Genomic DNA, 18,200 nt, shown 5'->3' on the forward strand with positions numbered 1-18,200 from the left:
GGAGCGCGCCGACAGAACCTGACGTCCCGCGGAACAGAAAGCAGCTCAACGCATTCGGATGAAGGATTCGCACCGTGCCCGCATCGAGTCCGGCCTCCTCCCCGATGACCGACTTCTCCGACCAACATCCCGCCTGACCCACGCTCAGGCCGCCCGGGAGGCCGCGTCTTCGGTACCGAGGGCCCGCTCGCGCAACTGCCCGAGCACCCTGGTCAAAATCCGGGACACCTGCATCTGTGAGATGCCCAGGCGTTCCGCGATCTGGGTCTGGGTCTTCAACTCGAAGAAACGCAGGACCAGCACCTCGCGGTCGCGCGGCGGCAGCTCGGCGATCAGCGGCCGCACCGCCATCGCCTGCTCGATCAGGCGGTAGCACGGTTCCTCGGCGCCGAGCGTTTCCGCGAGCGGCTGCGGTGCCTCTGTACCGTCGTCGGGCGCCACCGACTCCAGCGAGTTGGTCTGGTAGGCGTTGCGCGCGATGAGCGCCTGGGTCACCTCCCCCAGCTCGACGCCCAACTCTGCGGCGATCTCCCTGGCCGTCGGCATCCGGCCGAGCCGGTGCGACAGCGACTCCGTGGCCGGGCCGACGCGCAGCTGGATCTCTTTCACCCGCCGCGGTACCCGCAGCGACCAGGTGTTGTCCCGGAAGTGTTTGCGCACCTCACCCATGATGGTGGGGACCGCGAAGGCCAAGAAGGGGGTACCGCGGGAGGTGTCGAAGCGGTCCACCGCGAGTACTAGGCCCAGGCGGGCGATTTGCAGCAGGTCGTCGAAGGACTCACCGCGGCCGGAGAATTTGCGGGCGATGTGCTCCGCCAGCGGAAGGCACCGGCGCATCACCTCCTCGCGCAGGATGGCCCGATGCGGGTCGGTCTCTTCCAGCGCGGCCAGCTTCTCCAGCCAAGGTTCGATGTCGTCGTAGCTGTCACCGCGCCGCCGCGGGGTGTCATTTCGGTCGGTCGTGAACTCACGTGTCATCGGATGTTCCTCGTTCCCAACTGAATTCGATGGCGGTCGGATACCCACGCGCATCTGTTTCAAAAGGGTCACGGGACATCGATGTGGAGCTGGTGAGCATCCGGACCAATTCCCAACTGAGCGGATCGCTACTGACCTCGACTTCGCGTTCGGCGACCGCGTCGACCCGGACGACCATCCGGTTCGCGTTGTAGGTGAACGCACAGCCGAGCGAGGAGTCCGGCACGGCGTCGAACATCAGCATGGTGGCGATCTCGTTGATCGCCAGCCGGATGTCGGCGGCCGCGGCGAGGGGAAAGTCGGCTACCAAGCACACGGTATCGGTCAGCCCGCGGACCATGGCCAGATGCTGCGCGGCGGCGGGAATCCGGACGGCGACCGTGGTGGTAGCCGCGGCTCGCGCGCCGAACGCGCCGGTGATCATGTTCATCACACGGCTGCGAGCTGCGCCTGCCACATCCAGTGCAGCTGCTCGAGTCGGGCGGCGATGGCCAGGAAGAGATCCTGGGTGACCGGGTCGGCCTTCTCGGTCGCTGCGATACGCTCGCGCAGGCGCTTGATCACCGCAGCGAGGTTGCCGACGATCGCGTCGATGACGTCGGTGTCCTGTTGCCAACCGTCGCCGATTCCGAGAGCGCCGGAATCGCCGGCCACCGTCGCGGCACGTCCGTCCGGGCTGATCCCTACGGCGGTGCAACGCTCCGCCGCGGCGTCGGTGAACTCCCTTGCCGCCGTGACCAATTCGTCCAACGCCAGGTGCACCGAACGGAAGTTGGCACCGATCACGTTCCAGTGCGCTTGCTTGGCGATCAGCGATAGATCGATCAGATCGACAACTGTCGCACGTAGTGTCTCGCCCGCAATATGCTGCTGCTCTGGGTCGAGGGTGCTCGTGATGGGCTCGGTCATCGCTCCCGCCTTTCCATCGGTCACTGGTCACCGACGGGCTACCCACCTGCGGAACGTTAAACCTCGGCTGGCCCAGCGCACCCGAACAAGCCACGTCCACTGTGAGTCGCTGTCGGGCGTGATCGGCACGGCCGAGGCCGTTTGCTAAAATAGCAACGGTATTTGCCAATTTGGCCGATACCGCTGCAAGGTGTGGCATGACTAAGGAAGAGCAGTTCGATGTAGTAGTGATCGGTGGCGGCCCGGCCGGATTGTCGGCGGCGCTGACTCTGGCGCGGGCACGCCGGTCGGTCGTGGTGATAGACGCGCGGGAACCACGCAACGGACCCGCCGACGGCGTGCACGGGTTGCTGAGCCGCGAGGGCATGTCGCCCACCGCGTTGCTGACGGTCGGCGCGCGGGAGGTGGAGCAATACGGCGGGCGCATCGTGTACGCGCAGGCCGAGTCCGCGAAGCGGACATCGGATGGCTTCATGGTCGGCACCGACCGGGGTGATCGGTTCTGCGGTCGCCGATTGCTCGTCGCGAGTGGTCTAGTCGACGAACTGCCGCCGATCGTGGGCCTGCGGGAGAGGTGGGGCCGGGAGGTGGTGCACTGCCCGTACTGCCACGGCTGGGAGATCCGCGACCAGCCGATCGGCGTGCTCGGCTCGGTGCACCACGCGCTGCTGTTCCGGCAGTGGAGCGCGCAGGTGACGCTGCTGCGGCACACCTCGCCGGAGCCGACCTCCGAACAGGCCGAGCAGCTCGCGGCCCGCGGCATTCCCGTGGTGGACGGCACGGTCACCGGCTTAGAGATCGTCGACGATCGCCTCACTGGGGTACGACTGGATTCCGGCCGGATCGTGCCGATCACGACGCTGGCAGTCGCGCCGCGGTTGGCCGCCCGAGACGCGGTCCCGGCTGCGCTCGGCACCGAAACAAGTGATCACCCTTGGGGATTGGGCACGCACCTCGCCGCGGATGCCAGCGGCCGCACCTCGGTCCCGGGCGTCTGGGCAGCGGGCAACGTCACCGACCTCATCGCCGGGGTGGCGCAGGCCGCGGCGAGCGGTGTGACCGTCGCCGCCGCGGTCAACACCGATCTGGTGGACGAGGACACCCGGAGCGCGGTCGAGCGATGGCGCGCCGAGGCATTCTCCGCGGAGATGGAGCGGGTGAACTGCGAGCGAGATCTCGGCGATCGGCGGCACGGCCTGCAATCCATCCTTCCAGGGGCGTGAGGAGTAAATCCGCCGGATCCGGCGGTAGCGCAAGTCGAACGGGGCGTTTGCCGGTCGGGCGGGCCTTTGAAGTCGCCGGTACCGCGCATAAGTGGACAGCCGGCTGGGTTGCGCCGTCAAGCGGGGCAGCAGATCCAGTACCGGTCCGTTTATTGCGCACGGCCCCCTAATCGAAGTGGAATGCCGACAACCTGGGCTCGGTTCTGCGCTAGTTTCTGCTCTCCTGTGCTGAAGTTTTCGGCCGAGAGTTCAACTGTTGTAAGGAGTTCACAAATGAACAGCGACGCGAGCCGCCACGGCGGGTTTACCGGAACGCGTAGACCGTTGGCCTGTCGAGCAACACTCGCGAGCTGGTTGTTCACCGCCAGTGTCGGTATGGCATCGGTTCTGGCCCCGCAAGCCGCCGCCGCGCCAGTCCTGATCGCTTGCGGCGCGGGTGAATACGCAAACGTGGACAACGACTGCGTCTCGCGTCCGGAGCAGGCTCCAGTCGCCCCGGACGGGGCAACCGCCCAGTGCAAGGACGGCACCTACAGCTTCAGCCGACACCGCGCGGGCACCTGCTCGCATCACGGCGGAGTCACCCGATGGTTGGTCAGCCTGCCGTAACCGCTGGCAGTGCTAGGACTAGGGAGCTGACTTCCTGCTCGAAAGCGCAGACTGGACTATCGGTTCCGATGGTTAGGTGCATCCCCGGCTCGACCCCGAACTACGATCCTCGACACGTTTCTTGAACAGGGCGAATCCGTTGCGGCCCTGAGTCTTCCGCCTGGACAGCCTCTGTCCGAGAACTGATCTCAACACCTGTGTCAGCGACGGACGTCCTACGCCACTCATCACCCAACTCCAGCACGCCTGACGGTCCCGGAGAAGTGTTCCGGGACCGTCTCAGGCGTTGAGATGCTTGTTCGGGGCTGTCCGGGTTTGCCAGCAGCTGTGGCGCGGCCGTGCATTGGCTCCGCCGTCTTTGATCACCCCACGATCTGACCCCACTCGTCTTCGAGGTGACGCGCCACAGCTCTGACGCGCCGGCCGACCGGCGCTCAGAACCGTCGGCCGCGTGGGCGCGCAGCTGGGCGGGCTGCTCGGTGATGAGGGTCCAGATCGACCCTGGAGATTCAGCCGAAGGAGCTCACGTTGTTCACCTGGTTCGGCCGCACCTGCCCCTCGGCGTTGTAATAGAGGGTGTATAGCGAGTTGTTCCACGTGGCCATCGCCGCATAGCCGGACTCGCCATACCGGATGGCTACGAAGCTGCCGTCGTCGAATGATTCGCTGTCGGCGCCGGGGGCCAGCATGCACACGCCGATAGGCGGGCCTTGTTCGCCGGCGGTCCGAAAGATCGTGACGTGACTGTCGGTGTCGTTGTGCAGGGTGTAGGTACCCACCGAGCTCCGCTCGACGGATTCCTGGGCCTTGGACACAGACGCAGTCATCTGCTTGACAGGCATATTCGTAGTGGTCATTGCCTCTCCTGTCTCTCGTTGCACGGGTACGCAGGGAATCGATGAGGCGAATCTGCCCCGCCCACGCTCACGCGGTCTCCTCGGGAACCGACCAGACGAAAGGCACCCAGAGCAGAGACCAGCGCGGCGGCTCACCCCCTGCCTTCTGTCCACACCAAGAAACCTATGGGCAACTGATCAAGACGTGGCTCACCCGATACGGGTGAAACAGGCTTGAAAGCCCCCCGCCCGCCGAGACTCAGCTTCCATCGGTGGGCCTCGAGGGTGTCGGTAAATCGATTCTCAACACCCGGCGGAGCGGCTAAAGGGCCGGTACGACAGCCGGCGGCCAATCCTGTCGCTCGACATTGGCGGGTTTCCGGCTGACATCCTGGTCCCAGTCGAACACCGGTGTCGGAGGACCCCACTGCTTCGGTTCGACAAAAGAGATGGTCTCAGTACCGAAATCCACCTGCACGAACGAGGCGGTGCCGGAAAAGGTCGCGTAGCGGAACCCGGCGGTGCCGGAGAAGATCGCGCACCACCGGCACTCGCGCCATACTGACGGTCATGGGGTACGAAGCCGTGCGGCGGCATTCACGCAGGGGACGGGTAGGCGGAAGTTATGTGAGGGGGTCCGTCCGCTTCACCGACCGACGCGCACCCCAGCGACCGGGGCGCTACCGGTCCCCGTACTTCCACGGCTACCGCAGTGCATCGCCCACGCCGATCCTGTGGGGCCTCGGGGCGCTCGGAGGCGGCGCGATCCTTGTGCTGGTCGTGCTGACCCTCACCCACATGGGATCTACCGACAGGCCGGCCAACACCGCCGTGGTGCCTTCGACCGCCTCGCCCGCGCCGCCGACTGCCCCGCCGAAGTCGTGCTTCCCATTCAACTGTTGACCGCAAGACGAGCGCGGCTCCGTCCGTTTGATGGCCCGGGAGTCCTCGAGTCGTCCCACGGGGCAAACGCCAAGCCTTAAGTCGTTGAGGAGTAAATCCGCCCGATCCGGCGCAGGGCAAGTGACCCTTATCGGCGGCTGAGACGTTCGTGCGGTCGTGGAGGACAGGCAAATCTTCTGAGAGAACGAGGAACAGAGTGCAGAACGGTTATCGTTCGACGCTGGTGGAGCAGGTGCGGAAGTACGCGTCCGCGCTCCCTCCGGGGAAGGTGGATTCGTTGCGCGAGAAGGTGATGGTGGGTGAGCTCTCGCTCGCCTCCGCCGACCTCGTCAGCGCGTTGGTCAACGAAGCGGTGCCCGTCGACCCGCAAGACGTGCCAACGCTGCGGTGGTTGCTCGAAAGCGTCACCCTGCCCCCGGACACTCCAGCCGACCTCGCCGACCGGCTGGTGGTCGAGTAAGAGTCCAGCACCGCCGAGTTGAGCGTATCGGCGACCGCGGAGACGAATGTCAGCCCGGCACCAGGATTCTCGCGTTCGAACTCGCCGGAGAGCGCGATCGTGTCCTGCGTCGCCGAACTGGAGACCATGGCGCCCGTCACCGCGCCACCATCGCGGAGCTGGCGCGTCAGCGCGGGGTGATACGCGCGATCGCGCGGGACTTCGAGCCGACGGCGAACCAGAGATCGAGGGACGAGCCCGCGCGGCGCGCGATGAGCTGGAGATCGTCGCCGAAGCGCACCGGCTTCGTGTACTCGATGACGGTGCGGTGCGGGCCGGATTTCAGTTCGGCGTGATCGGCGAGGACCTCCTCGACGGCGCTCAGGTAGACCGCGTTGTTCACATGGTTGAGCAGGTCGATGTCGGTGACCCGGAGCGGGAACGGACGGGTCTGGACGCCGGGCTCGTCCGCGGGCGGCATAGGGTCGGTGAGCGCGGCCTTCCAACGCAGGCGGTGTTCGGTCGTGCTGGCCAGCATCGGTGCCATGAAGCGGTCGCTCATCCGGGCCGGAACGCCGGATTCGGTGCCGAAATGGATTAGGAAGGCCTCGGTCTCCATCAGCCCGCCCCGAGTTCCGCACACCTGGACGCGCATGTTGCACCAGCGGTTGGACAGGGCCGAGCACCAGCGACGCAGGGTGACCCGTTCACCGATTTCGATGGGCTTGAGCACGTCGATCACCGTCCGGCGGACCACCCACCCGCGATGGGTTTCGCCCTCCTCGACGGCCTCGAGATGCTCGTACCCGATGTCCTGCAGGTAGCGCGCGACAGCGTCGAGCCGCAGACGCTGGTCGGGGGCGGTGTCGGCAACACGGACCGGCCATCCGGTCTCGAATGGAGTTCCCTCGGTCGGGGGTTCCGGCAGCACGCTGGGAATGACCATGATCGAATGATGCCAGGTATTTGCTATTGCCGCATAATCGGACGCGCTGCGTGACATAAGTACAGTTGGTGAGAATTTCACTCAAATAGCCGATCATGCGCCACAGAGTCGGCGCGGCAGTCTCGCGAACCGCCATGGCGCTCATCAATCCCACCGTGGCACGACCTAGCGGCGGTCCGAGCCGATTCCGGCGCTGCACTCGTCGACCAGGGCGCACAGGGTCCCGAAGGCAGGTTTTGGAATGTATCTGTCGGCCGTGAGCCCGAATTGATGGAACAGGTCAGGGTTGCGGATATCTCCGCCGGGTCGTCCGATCGGCCGACCGCAAGTCCCCCGCTGTCGTCACCCGCCGCGCCGCCCGGGTACACCCCGAACAGCAGCCATCGGCGTGTGCTGTCGACATTTGTCGCAGACCGTTCGATTCCAAGTCACTTCGCCGTCGGCCAGCGCAGTGCACCGGTGCGGATGTCGTCGACGACCGAGTCGATCCAGTCCAGTTCGGCGCGGGCCAGGGCAAGCGCGTACTCGGCCTCGAGGACGAACAGGCGCGGAACGTCGCCCCTCAGCACCTCGGCGAGCCGCTCGGCGTCCGCGGCAGTACGTTCGCGCAGTCGCGCGCGACGTTCGGTGAGGGCAGCGACGGCGCCGTCCGGGCCGAGGGCGCCGAGGTAGGCGACTGCACCGAGGAAGCGGGAGAACTCACGGCCCGGATCGCGGATCTGCACATCCAACCGCCGCACGAGTTCCCCGCTCCCCGCGTCGGTCAGCGCGTAGACCGTCCGCTCCGGCCGGTTGCCGGAGCGCTCCTGGTCCTGGACCGCGATCCATCCGACGTCGGCCAGGGCTCGTACGACGGTGTACAGCGAGCCTCGATTGATCGCGGCCGCGTAGTCGTCACCGCGTCCCCGCAAATCGGAAAGCATCTGATGCGGGTGCGACGGCCGCTCCAGCAGCAGGCCGAGCACCGCGAGCACGATCGGGTTGTCGAGCGTTCGGCGAGGCATAGTTCATGTATATCAGTCTAAATAGAGTATCTGCAAACGCGGCGCCGCCGCAGCGGACGCCACGAGGCCCCGAGGAGCGAACTCCCGAGGCCTCGTGGCACTGGACCTATCTTTTGGAACGATCCCGCTTCTCCCGGACCCGCACCGAGATGCGGACGGGCGAGCCGTCGAAGCCGAACTCCTCGCGCAACCTACGTTCCAGGAAGCGGCGGTATCCCGCCTCCAGGAAGCCGGTGGTGAACAGCACGAATGTCGGCGGCCGCGTGGTCGCCTGGGTGGCGAACAGCACACGGGGCAGCCTGCCCCCGCGCATCGGCGGCGGGGTAGCGGCGACCACTTCCTTCAGCCAGGTATTCAACCTCCCCGTCGAAATCCGCTTGTCCCAGGAGTCCAGCGCGGTCTCCATGGCGGGCACCAACTTCTGCACCGCACGACCGGTGTGCGCGGAGATGTTCACCCGCTGCGCCCACGGCACCCGGATCAGATCCCGCTCGACCTCGCGCTCCAACTGCAGGCGCCGGTCCTCGTCGACCAGGTCCCACTTGTTGAACGCCAGCACCAGCGCGCGTCCCGAGTCGGCGACCATGCTGATCACCCGCAAGTCCTGCTCAGTGATCGGCTGCGAGGCGTCGATCAGCATGATCGCCACCTCGGACGCCTCCAGCGCGGATTTGGTGCGCAGGGACGCGTAGAACTCGGTGCCGCTGGCGTTGGCAACCTTGCGGCGCAACCCGGCGGTGTCGACGAACTTCCAGATTTTGCCGCCTAATTCGACCAGGGAGTCGACCGGATCGACCGTAGTACCCGCGACATCGTGCACGACAGAACGCTCGTCGTCGGCCAGCTTGTTCAGCAGGCTCGACTTACCGACATTGGGCTTGCCGACCAGCGCGACGCGACGCGGTCCGGTGCCGCCGGTTCCCTCCCGCGGCGTCTCCGGGAGCACCTGAAGCACGTCGTCGAGAAGATCGCCGGTGCCGCGGCCGTGCGCCGCGCTGACCATCCGTGGCTCGCCGAGACCGAGGGACCACAACGCCGCGGCTTCGGATTCCACGCGCTCGTCATCCACCTTATTGGCGACCAGGATCACCGGAATCCGGGACCGACGCAGCTTCTTCACCGCGGCCTCGTCCGTGGCGGTAGCGCCGACGACGGCATCGACCACGAGCAGGACCGCGTCGGCGGTCTCCATGGCCAACTCGGCCTGCCTGGCCACCGACTGCTGCAGCCCCTTCGCGTCGGGCTCCCACCCTCCGGTGTCCTGGACGAGAAAACGGCGGCCCGCCCAGTTCGCCTCGTAGGACACCCGGTCGCGGGTCACACCGGGAATGTCCTCGACGACCGCCTCACGGCGGCCCAGGATCCGGTTCACCAGCGTCGACTTACCCACATTCGGACGGCCGACGACCGCAAGCGTCGGCATCGCGACATGCGCCTCGTCCTCGAACTCACCATCGAGATCGGCCAGCTCCCAGTCGGATTCGTCGCTCCAGATACCGTCGCCGGCCAGCACATCCTCGCTCATCGGTCACCTCCTGCCCGGTTCACCGAAAGCTGCTGCGCGACAACGCGGTACAGCTCGTCGATGACCTCGCCCATGGTCAGTTCGCTGGTGTCGACCAGCACCGCGTCCTCGGCGGGACGCAGCGGGGAGACCTTGCGCGTCGAGTCGAGGGTGTCGCGACGCTGCACGTCCGCGAGCACGCCCTGGTAGTCGTCGCCCCGGCCCTCGAGGATGTTCTGCTGGTTGCGCCGATGGGCGCGCGCCTCCGCGGAGGCGGTAAGGTAGATCTTGGCGTCTGCCTCGGGCAGCACGACGGTACCGATGTCGCGGCCCTCCACCACGATTCGCTGCGCGGCCGTGGTGATGTCGCGCTGCAGCGCGACGAGCAGCTCGCGGACCTCGAGCACCGCCGAGACCGCGGAGACCGCCTTCGTGACGGCGTCACCGCGAACTTCCGACGCCACGTCCTCGCCGTCGAGCTGGATCACCTCGCGGCTGGGGTCGGTGCCGATGGACAGCGGCAATTCCTTGACCGCGGCCGCGACGGCGGCCGAGTCGGTGAGCTCGATGCCCGCGCGCAACACACGCAGCGTCGCGACCCGGTACATGGCGCCGGTATCGAGGTAGCGTGCGCCGAGCCGGGTGGCCAGGCGCCGGGAAACGCTGGACTTGCCGGTACCGGACGGCCCGTCCATGGCGACCACCAGCGGGCTACTACCGGACATCCGCGCCGGCGCCTCGACCGAGACCTCCACACCATTCACAACGACACCGCCTCATAGAGTTTGCCGATTTCATCGCGGCCGAGCACGCGTAGCGTGCCCGGCCGTTGATCACCGAGCGCGACCGGACCGATATGGGTACGCACCAACCGGGAGACCGGATGGCCGACCGCGTCCAGCAGGCGGCGCACGATGTGCTTGCGCCCTTCGTGCAACACCACCTTCACCAGAGAGCGGCCTTCCCCCAGCTCGAGAACCTGGAAACGGTCGACCGTGGCCGGACCGTCCTCCAGCTCGACGCCGTCCTTCAGTCGCTTGCCGACCGCGCGGCTGACCTCACCGTTCACCGTCGCCAGGTAGGTCTTGGAGACCTCGAAGGAGGGGTGCATGAGCCGGTGCGCGAGGTCGCCGTCGTTGGTGAGCAACAGCAGGCCCTCGGTATCGGCGTCGAGTCTGCCGACATGGAACAGACGCTGACCGGCGGCGATCCGCTCGGCCACGATGTCACCGACGCAGGGACGGCCCAGGTCGTCGGACATGGTCGATTGCCAACCCTTGGGTTTGTTCAGCGCGACGTGCACCAACTCCTCGCGCACCATGACCCGAGTGCCGTCGACGCGCACCACCGCGTGTTGCGGGTCGATGCGCAAGCCCTGTTCGCGCACGATGAGACCATCGACCTCGACGCGGCCCTGCGCGATCATCTCCTCGGCCGCGCGGCGCGAGGCGACACCCGCCTTGGCGAGCACCTTCTGCAGCCGCTCGCCCTCACCCGACGGCAGCTTCGTGTGAGCGGCCTCGGCGGGATCCACGTTCTGGCGACGGGCGGGCTTGGCGTTGCTCAGCAGCGTGGGCTGCGCGACCTGGCGTTGCGGCTTCGGCTTCTTCTTGCCGGTCGGGGTGGATTGGGCGCCGTGCCGTGGCGAGCCCGCGGCCTGGGCTCCACGCTGGACGGTACCGCGTCCCGCGCCGCTACCCTGTTGGGCGCCACGAGTGGTATGCCCGCGTTGCGCTGAACGGGCGTCACGTGCGCCCGCGCCGCCCCGTTCGGGCTCGGCGCCGCGTTTCCTACGATCCGGTGTGCCATCTCGGCGAGCGGGCGTATTCATGTTGTCCTGTCACTGTTCGGTGCCGAGATCCAAATCGGCCTCGGCGGGTTTCCTCAACCTGGTGTACCGGGGGTCGGTATCCAAGCTCTCGTTGATCTCATCGATCAGGTCGACGCCCGGAAGCAGGGGCGCCAGCGGCGGCAGGTCGCTCACCGATGCGAGCCCGATCCGTTCCAGGAACAGTTCGGTCGTGCGGTACTGCGTCCCGTTCGTCTCCGGGTCCACGCCTGCCTCGGCGATCAAGCCCCTGGCCAGCAGCGTGCGCATCACCCCATCGACGTTCACGCCGCGCACCGCGCTGACCCTGGTCCGGGTCACCGGCTGACGGTATGCCACCACCGCCAAAGTTTCCAAAGCCGCCCGCGTCAGTTTCGAGCGGGAGCCGTCGAGCAGCATCCGTTCCACATAGTGCGCGTACTCGCTGCGAGTATAGAAGCGCCAACCGTCACCGACGAAACGCAGATCGATTCCGCTGGACCGGGCGGACAGCTCCGCGGACATCACACGCAAGGTGGACTCGACCCGCTCGGCGGTGTCGTTCAGGGCGGCCGCGAGCTGCTCTACCGGGGCCGGAGCGTCCACGACGAGCAACATGGCCTCCAGCGCCGAGCGGAACTCGGCGTCGTCCAGCGGTTCGGGGGTGAGTTCCGCCACTGCCTCACTCACAGGCGTGCCCCGCTGACGGTGTTGTCGGTCCGCTCGCTCACCCGTAGTCCTCCTCGATAGTCACGGTGTCCACCTGTGCGGCGGCATCGTCGCCGATCCAGCTGACCGACAGCGGGCCGAGCGGGTCGGGCTGGTCGAACTCGATCGTCTTGCCGCGATACAGCTCGAGCAGCGCCAGGAAGCGGGCGACGATCTGGACGGGTACCTCACAGTCGGCGACCAGTTCACCGAAGGTGGTCCAGCAGCCCGCGCCGCGCTGTTTGAGCCGCTCCAGCACGAGCGCCGCCTGTTCGGCAACCGAGATGGCATGCGTATGCAGGTGGTCGAGCCCGACCTTGGGCACCGGGCGGGGCTGGAAGGCCGCCGCGGCGATCTCGGCGAACTCGGCCGCCCCGACACCCAGCCTAACCTCGGGCAGTAGGTCGGCGTAGCGCTCCTCCAGTCCGACCGCGCGCGGATAGCGGCGCAACGCGGCGGCCTCCAACTCGGCGAGCAACTCGGCGACTTGTTTGAACGCCCGATACTGCAGCAGGCGGGCGAACAACAGGTCGCGCGCCTCGAGCAGTTCGAGGTCCTCGGAGTCGGTCATCTCGCCGGACGGCAGCAGTCGTGCCGCCTTCAGGTCGAGCAGAGTGGCCGCGACGACCAAGAATTCGGTGGTCTGGTCCAAGATCTTGTCCGCGCGCAACGTATTCTGCCGCGCCATGTTCGCGGTCAACGCCTTGGTATATGCGATGAACTCGTCGGTCACCTTGTGCAACGCGACCTCGGTGACATCCAGCTTGCGCGAGCTGATCAGGCTGAGCAGCAGGTCGAAAGGCCCCTCGAAGTTGCTCAGGCGCAGCCGGAACCCGGAGGGCTCCGCTTGCGACGCGTCCTGTGGCACAGCGTTCGGCGAATCCTCCGGAATCGCGTTGGTCGCGCTGTCCGATACAGCGTTCGGCAAACCCTCTGGCACGGTGCCCGGTGTGCTATCGCGTACGACGTCGAGCGATTCCTCCAGCACAACCTCAGGCACGCCATCCGGGACAGCAGCAGATAGGTTGCCCGGCTCGGCGGCAGCCGCTAGCCGCGAATCATCCTGTTCTGCTGTGGTATCGCGCGCCTCGGTGTTCGGTGCAGGTTCGATTGTCGGCGGTTCCTGAGCCCGGGTGCCCGGCCGCGACGGGGACGGAGGGGTCGCGGCTTCGGTGCCTGATTCGGTCCGTGCGCGGGTGTCGCCGACGATGGCCGCGTTCGCGCGCGGAGTCGATGCGCCCCGGCCCGCGGCAATATACGCGGCCGCTACGTCGCCCAGCGCGGGTGTGTCTCCGGAAGCAGCGCCGTCGCGTGGTGGTTCGGTGGGTTCGTCGCCGATGCCCGAAGCACCGGCAGCGCAGGAGCCATCATCCGGCGTGCGGGTCACACCAGCGGCGGAAGACCGCGCGCCGGGTGTGTGGGTGGTTCTCGCGGACTCGGGGTGGGAATAGCCGGTCACCGGCCCGACCGGTGGATGACTTCCCGCGCCATCGCCCGATACGCCTCCGCCCCACCGGATTTCGGTGCCCACGTGGTGATGGGCTCGCCCGCGACGCTGGCGTCCGGAAAACGGACGGTGCGCGAGATGGCGGTGTCGTAGACCAGATCGCCGAAAACTTCGACTACTCGCGCCATGACCTGGCGGGAATGCAACAGCCGGGCGTCGAACATGGTGACCACGATGCCGTACAGGCTCAGCCTCGGGTTCAACCGGTCGCGCACCTTCTCCACGGTGTCGTTGAGCAGCGCGAGCCCGCGCAGCGAGAAGTACTCGCATTCCATCGGAATGATCACGCCGTCCGAGCAGGCCAGGGCGTTGACGGTGAGCAGGCCGAGCGAGGGCTGGCAGTCGATCAGGATGTAGTCGTAGCGGTTGCGCACGGGGTGCAGTGCGCGACCGAGCGACTGCTCCCTGCCCACCTCGTTGACAAGCTGGATCTCCGCGGCGGAGAGGTCGATATTGCTCGGCAGCAGGTCCATGTTCTCGACGCGGGTCTGCGTCAGCACGTCGTCGATCGACACCTTGGAGCCGATGAGCAGGTTGTGCACAGTCGAGTCGAGGTCGTGGTGGGCCACACCGAGTCCCGCGGACAGCGCGCCCTGCGGGTCCAGGTCGACGAGCAGCACTCGGCGGCCGTATTCGGCCAGTGCGGCGCCGAGGTTGATGGTGGAGGTGGTTTTGCCCACCCCACCCTTCTGGTTGCACATCGCGACGACCAGGGCATCGCCGTGCCGGTCCAACGGCGGTGGGTCCGGGACCAGGCGCAACGGGCGACCGGTCGGACCGAGCGTCGCGTCCTCCGGCACCGGTTCCGTCGCGCTGCCCCACAGCGTTTCCGCCGTGGCGTCCGAGTACGGGCCCGGCCGCGGGCCCATAAGCGGCTCCGCCCCAGCACCCATCGGCGGCTCTGCCGCTCCGGCTGTCGTCACGATCCGCTGCTCCTTATACGTTCCTGCCCGTTGCCTCGCCGAGCGTAGCGAGGCCGATCAGGGCCCGACCTCGCTTTCGTACGGTCCAGCTCTCGATAGACGCTACAGCTTGACGGCACTCGAGTGCCGCGCCTGCGCGCGGCGTGTTCGCCACGCGCTGGTCAGCGCCATTGCGAGCCTCCGTCGAAATGGACGCCGCGCCCGTTGTGTTCGTCGTCGATGCTGCCGGTCCGCCTCCCCGCGATCCGGCCGAGTTGCCGGAAGTGCTCGCAGCGGACGATACCCGCTGTCTGCACCGCCGAGAACTCGGCGGGGCCGTCCGCCACATCGCACGGTGCCCGGCAGGACGATCAGTCGGGCCAACCAGCACAACGGACTTCGCATACATAGCTCGTCCTCGCAGACGAGTAGCAGCCGGGTCCACCGCGCGAGATGTGAGCAGGTTTGTGACGTCGACCTCGCACGTCAACGGGCACGGGGGTGGGCGGTTGCCCAGACTTCGCGCAGGGTGTGGACCGTGACGAGGGTGTAGATCTGAGTCGTGGTCACCGACGCATGGCCGAGAAGTTCCTGCACGACGCGAACGTCGGCGCCACCGTCGAGCAGGTGGGTGGCGAAAGAATGACGCAGGGTATGCGGCGACACCGCCGCTGCGATGCCCGCGCGTTCGGCGGCGCTCTGCAAGACCTGCCAGGCGCTCTGACGGGACAAACGTCCACCGCGGACGTTCAGGAACAGGGCTCCTGCGTTGTTTTTTCCCTGGGCGGCGAGCGTCGGCCGCCCACGCACCAGGTAAGCGTCCACGGCGGCGAGGGCGGGGCGGCCGATCGGAACCATGCGCTGTTTGCCGCCCTTGCCGCGCAGCACGACCGCGCGCTCCTCGATGTCGAGATCGTCGACATCCAACCCGACCGTCTCCGAGATCCGGGCCCCGGTCGAATACAGCAGTTCCAGCAGCGCGCGGTCCCGCAGCCCGCGCGGTCCGCCATCCGCACCCGCTGGGCCGTCCGGATTGCCCACCGGCGCACCCCCCGCGGCCTCCAGCAGTTCGAGCACCTGGTCGTAAGGCAGCGCCTTGGGCAGCCTGCGGCCTGGCGTGGGCGGCTTTACGGCATGCGCGACGTCGGTACCGGTCAGTCCTTCCGCCGCGGCAAAGCGATGCAACCCGCGCACGGCGATCAGTGCGCGGGCCACCGAACTCGCCGCGAGCGGTGGATGGCTGCTTCCGCCGGAGCGCAGCGCCATGGTGAACTGGGCGACGTCGGATTCGGCGACCTGATCCAGCGAGCCGATGCCGCGCCCGGTCAGGAAGTCGAAGTAACGGCCGAGGTCGCGCCGGTAGGCGCTGAGGGTGTTGCGTGCGACGCCGCGCTCGACGGCGAGATGATCGAGATACGTATCGAGCTCCCGCGCGAGCACCGTCGATCAGTCTTCGGACTTCTGCGTCGCCTTGCGGCGAAGGAACGCGGTGGGCTGCCCAGCCCAGGGCGCGTCCGCCGCCCGCAGCCCGATGCCGCCTGCCCGCACGGCCGCCAGCGCTAGTACGCCGGAGACCGCGGTGGCGTTGACGATCTCGCCCGCCAGCGCCGCACGGACGGCCGCGTCGACCGGCATCCGGACCACCTCGAGGTCGGCCTCCTCCAGCTCCGGCTCGGGGCGGTGGGTCTCGTGCAGGCCGAGGGCCAGGTAGACCCGGAGCGCCTCGTCGGTGAAGCCGGGCGAGAGCACCACATCGACCAGCACCGCCCATTCCCGCGCGGCCAGCCCCGTCTCCTCGGCCAGCTCACGCTGCGCTGCGACGAGCGGATCCTCGCCGGGGAGGTCGAGCAGACCGGCGGGCAGCTCCAGCAACCTTCTGCCGATCGGGTGGCGGTACTGGTTGATCAGCACCACGTTGTCGTCATCGTCGATCGCGGCGACGGCGACGGCCCCGTGGTGCTCGATCACCTCGCGTTCGACGATCCGCCCGCCCGGCATCGACACCTGGTCGAGCCGCAGCCCCAGGATGGCGCCGCTGTAGACGGTCTCGGTAGATACGGTCTCGAAGTCGTGGCTGCCTGGTCCGGCAGCTCCCCCGTCGGTCACGCCGCTATCCCTGTTCCGTCGCGCCCGCGAGTTCTTCGCCCGGAATATCAACCGGGAGCTGTTCGGCCGCTTTGTATTTCAGCGCCGCCGAGACCAGCGCCGCGAACAGCGGGTGTGGGCGGGTCGGGCGACTCTTCAACTCGGGGTGTGCCTGAGTGGCAACGAAGAACGGGTGCACGTCAGCGGGCAGCTCGACGAACTCGACCAGGTGCCCGTCCGGCGAGGTGCCGCTGAACTCCAGGCCGCTCTCGGCGATCTTGTCGCGGTAGGCGTTGTTCACCTCGAAGCGGTGCCGGTGGCGCTCGGAGACGTGCTCGCTGCCGTAGGCGCGCGCGACGACCGAGCCCTTCACCAAGGTAGCGGGGTAGGCGCCGAGCCGCATGGTACCGCCGAGATCGGCCTCACCGGCCACGGCCTGCTCCTGGTCGGCCATGGTGGAAATGACGGGATGCGGTGTGTCGGGCTCGAATTCGGCCGAATTGGCCTCGGCCAGGCCGACGGAGCGGGCCGCTTCGATCACGATGCATTGCAGGCCGAGACACAGGCCGAGCAGCGGAATGCCGCGGGTGCGCGCGTACCGGATGGCGCCGACCTTGCCCTCGATGCCACGGATGCCGAAGCCTCCAGGGATGAGCACGGCGTCCACGTCGCGCAGTGCATGCTGCGCGCCCGCCGGGGTCTCACACTCGTCCGAGGGCACCCAGCGAATGTTGACCTTGGCGCGCGAGGCGAATCCGCCCGCGCGCAGCGCCTCGGTGACCGAAAGATAGGCGTCGGGCAGGTCGACGTACTTGCCGACGAGCGCGACCTCGACCGTCTCGCGCGGCGAGTGCACCCGATCGAGCAGGTCGCCCCACACGGTCCAGTCCACATCGCGGAACGGCAGCCCGAGCCGGCGCACCACGTAGGCGTCCAATCCTTCACGGTGCAGCACGCGGGGGATGTCGTAGATGGACGGAGCGTCCGGGGTAGAGATGCAGGCATCCACCTCGACGTCACACATCAGCGCGATCTTGCTCTTCAGCGCCTGCGGGACCTCGCGGTCGCAGCGCAGGATCAGCGCGTCGGGCTGGATACCGATGTTGCGCAGCGCCGCCACCGAGTGCTGCGTCGGCTTGGTCTTGAGTTCGCCGGAGGGAGCGAGGTAGGGCACCAGCGAGACGTGCAGGAAGAAGACGTTGTCCCGACCGACGTCGTGGCGGATCTGGCGGGCCGCCTCCAGGAACGGCTGCGACTCGATGTCGCCGACGGTGCCGCCGATCTCGGTGATCACCACGTCCGGGGCGTGCCCCTGCAGATCCGGGCCGCTCATCGCGACGATGCGGCTCTTGATCTCGTCGGTGATGTGCGGGATCACCTGCACCGTGTCGCCGAGATATTCGCCGCGGCGCTCCTTGGCGATGACCGACGAATATATTTGCCCGGTAGTGACATTCGCGTCCCGGGACAGGTCCCGATCGAGGAACCGCTCGTAGTGGCCGACATCCAGATCGGTCTCGGCGCCGTCCTCCGTCACGAATACCTCGCCATGTTGGAAGGGGTTCATCGTGCCGGGATCGACGTTCAAGTACGGGTCGAGTTTCTGCATCGTGACGCGCAGCCCACGCGCCGTCAGCAGCTGACCGAGGCTGGAGGCGGTAAGACCTTTACCCAATGAGGAGGCGACTCCACCGCTGACGAAGATGTGCTTCGTGGCCGTTCGCGCCTGAATCCGTGTTTGACCCACGGAGCTTCACGGTAACACGAATCCGACCGTCCGTTCGACGCCACGCATGTTTGCCACCCGATCGCCATGGCGTCTCCTTCAGAGCTGGGCAAC

20 protein-coding genes are annotated in these 18,200 nt (G+C 67.4%); 4 read left to right on the forward strand and 16 right to left on the reverse strand.

Annotated features, from left to right (window positions below; all coding sequences use genetic code 11):
* Nucleotides 1–144: 144 nt before the first annotated feature.
* The 3 genes from AB0H00_RS27380 to AB0H00_RS27390 are packed head-to-tail and all read right to left on the reverse strand — an operon-like array spanning nt 145 to nt 1,887.
* A complete protein-coding gene (locus tag AB0H00_RS27380; RefSeq protein ID WP_357271853.1) occupies nt 145–978 on the reverse strand; it encodes an RNA polymerase sigma factor SigF in 834 nt (277 codons plus the stop codon).
* A complete protein-coding gene (locus AB0H00_RS27385) occupies nt 968–1,411 on the reverse strand; it encodes an anti-sigma factor (RefSeq protein ID WP_357271855.1) in 444 nt (147 codons plus the stop codon). Before AB0H00_RS27385 ends, AB0H00_RS27380 begins: the two co-directional genes overlap by 11 nt.
* Nucleotides 1,408–1,887 (reverse strand): DNA starvation/stationary phase protection protein, encoded by a 480-nt coding sequence (locus AB0H00_RS27390; RefSeq protein WP_357271857.1) that lies wholly within the window; start codon nt 1,885–1,887, stop codon nt 1,408–1,410. The genes AB0H00_RS27385 and AB0H00_RS27390 overlap by 4 nt, the downstream gene beginning before the upstream one ends.
* Nucleotides 1,888–2,084: 197 nt before the next feature.
* Here AB0H00_RS27390 and AB0H00_RS27395 point away from each other — a divergent pair, with 197 nt between their 5' ends.
* Both AB0H00_RS27395 and AB0H00_RS27400 read left to right on the forward strand, forming a co-directional pair.
* Nucleotides 2,085–3,110, forward strand: coding sequence for an NAD(P)/FAD-dependent oxidoreductase (locus AB0H00_RS27395; RefSeq protein ID WP_357271859.1), 1,026 nt, complete (start codon nt 2,085–2,087; stop codon nt 3,108–3,110).
* A gap of 273 nt (nt 3,111–3,383) precedes the next feature.
* Complete coding sequence (locus tag AB0H00_RS27400) at nt 3,384–3,719, forward strand: DUF3761 domain-containing protein (RefSeq protein WP_357271860.1); 336 nt, start codon at nt 3,384–3,386, stop codon at nt 3,717–3,719.
* A gap of 509 nt (nt 3,720–4,228) precedes the next feature.
* Here the strand turns inward: AB0H00_RS27400 and AB0H00_RS27405 are convergent.
* Nucleotides 4,229–4,576 (reverse strand): hypothetical protein, encoded by a 348-nt coding sequence (locus AB0H00_RS27405; RefSeq protein WP_357271863.1) that lies wholly within the window; start codon nt 4,574–4,576, stop codon nt 4,229–4,231.
* 549 nt (nt 4,577–5,125) lie between these two features.
* Between AB0H00_RS27405 and AB0H00_RS27410 the strand changes: the two genes are divergently transcribed.
* Together AB0H00_RS27410 and AB0H00_RS27415 are read left to right on the forward strand one after the other, a co-directional pair.
* A complete protein-coding gene (locus AB0H00_RS27410; protein WP_357271865.1) occupies nt 5,126–5,458 on the forward strand; it encodes a hypothetical protein in 333 nt (110 codons plus the stop codon).
* A gap of 196 nt (nt 5,459–5,654) precedes the next feature.
* Nucleotides 5,655–5,918: a hypothetical protein gene (locus tag AB0H00_RS27415; protein ID WP_357271867.1), complete on the forward strand. Its 264-nt coding sequence runs from the start codon at nt 5,655–5,657 to the stop codon at nt 5,916–5,918.
* Nucleotides 5,919–6,084: 166 nt separating this feature from the next.
* Here AB0H00_RS27415 and AB0H00_RS27420 read toward each other — a convergent pair whose 3' ends face one another.
* From AB0H00_RS27420 to AB0H00_RS27475, 12 genes are all read right to left on the reverse strand, one after another.
* Nucleotides 6,085–6,843 carry an acyl-ACP thioesterase domain-containing protein gene (locus tag AB0H00_RS27420; RefSeq protein WP_357271869.1) on the reverse strand — a complete coding sequence of 253 codons (759 nt, stop codon included), beginning with the start codon at nt 6,841–6,843 and terminating at the stop codon, nt 6,085–6,087.
* 428 nt (nt 6,844–7,271) lie between these two features.
* The gene (locus AB0H00_RS27425; protein ID WP_357271871.1) at nt 7,272–7,847 is read right to left on the reverse strand and encodes a PadR family transcriptional regulator; all 576 of its coding nucleotides are present in this window, start codon (nt 7,845–7,847) and stop codon (nt 7,272–7,274) included.
* A gap of 106 nt (nt 7,848–7,953) precedes the next feature.
* Nucleotides 7,954–9,372 (reverse strand): ribosome biogenesis GTPase Der, encoded by a 1,419-nt coding sequence (gene der, locus AB0H00_RS27430; RefSeq protein WP_357271873.1) that lies wholly within the window; start codon nt 9,370–9,372, stop codon nt 7,954–7,956.
* Nucleotides 9,369–10,076, reverse strand: coding sequence for a (d)CMP kinase (gene cmk, locus AB0H00_RS27435; RefSeq protein ID WP_357271911.1), 708 nt, complete (start codon nt 10,074–10,076; stop codon nt 9,369–9,371). Before cmk ends, der begins: the two co-directional genes overlap by 4 nt.
* A gap of 35 nt (nt 10,077–10,111) precedes the next feature.
* Nucleotides 10,112–11,182, reverse strand: coding sequence for a pseudouridine synthase (locus AB0H00_RS27440; protein ID WP_357271875.1), 1,071 nt, complete (start codon nt 11,180–11,182; stop codon nt 10,112–10,114).
* Between the two features lie 9 nt (nt 11,183–11,191).
* Nucleotides 11,192–11,848, reverse strand: coding sequence for an SMC-Scp complex subunit ScpB (gene scpB / locus AB0H00_RS27445; RefSeq protein WP_357271876.1), 657 nt, complete (start codon nt 11,846–11,848; stop codon nt 11,192–11,194).
* Nucleotides 11,849–11,885: 37 nt separating this feature from the next.
* Nucleotides 11,886–12,758 (reverse strand): segregation/condensation protein A, encoded by an 873-nt coding sequence (locus AB0H00_RS27450; RefSeq protein WP_357271914.1) that lies wholly within the window; start codon nt 12,756–12,758, stop codon nt 11,886–11,888.
* Nucleotides 12,759–13,321: 563 nt separating this feature from the next.
* Entirely contained in the window at nt 13,322–14,266 is a 945-nt protein-coding gene (locus tag AB0H00_RS27455; RefSeq protein ID WP_357271916.1) for a ParA family protein, read from the reverse strand.
* Between the two features lie 191 nt (nt 14,267–14,457).
* Nucleotides 14,458–14,622: a hypothetical protein gene (locus tag AB0H00_RS27460; protein WP_357271878.1), complete on the reverse strand. Its 165-nt coding sequence runs from the start codon at nt 14,620–14,622 to the stop codon at nt 14,458–14,460.
* Nucleotides 14,623–14,761: 139 nt separating this feature from the next.
* The gene (xerD, locus tag AB0H00_RS27465; protein ID WP_357271881.1) at nt 14,762–15,715 is read right to left on the reverse strand and encodes a site-specific tyrosine recombinase XerD; all 954 of its coding nucleotides are present in this window, start codon (nt 15,713–15,715) and stop codon (nt 14,762–14,764) included.
* Nucleotides 15,716–15,721: 6 nt separating this feature from the next.
* A complete protein-coding gene (locus tag AB0H00_RS27470) occupies nt 15,722–16,381 on the reverse strand; it encodes an NUDIX hydrolase (RefSeq protein ID WP_357271883.1) in 660 nt (219 codons plus the stop codon).
* A gap of 4 nt (nt 16,382–16,385) precedes the next feature.
* The gene (locus tag AB0H00_RS27475; protein ID WP_357271885.1) at nt 16,386–18,107 is read right to left on the reverse strand and encodes a CTP synthase; all 1,722 of its coding nucleotides are present in this window, start codon (nt 18,105–18,107) and stop codon (nt 16,386–16,388) included.
* Between the last annotated feature and the right edge of the window lie 93 nt (nt 18,108–18,200).

The sequence above is a fragment of the Nocardia sp. NPDC023852 genome, assembly GCF_040639505.1.
Lineage (GTDB): Bacteria > Actinomycetota > Actinomycetes > Mycobacteriales > Mycobacteriaceae > Nocardia.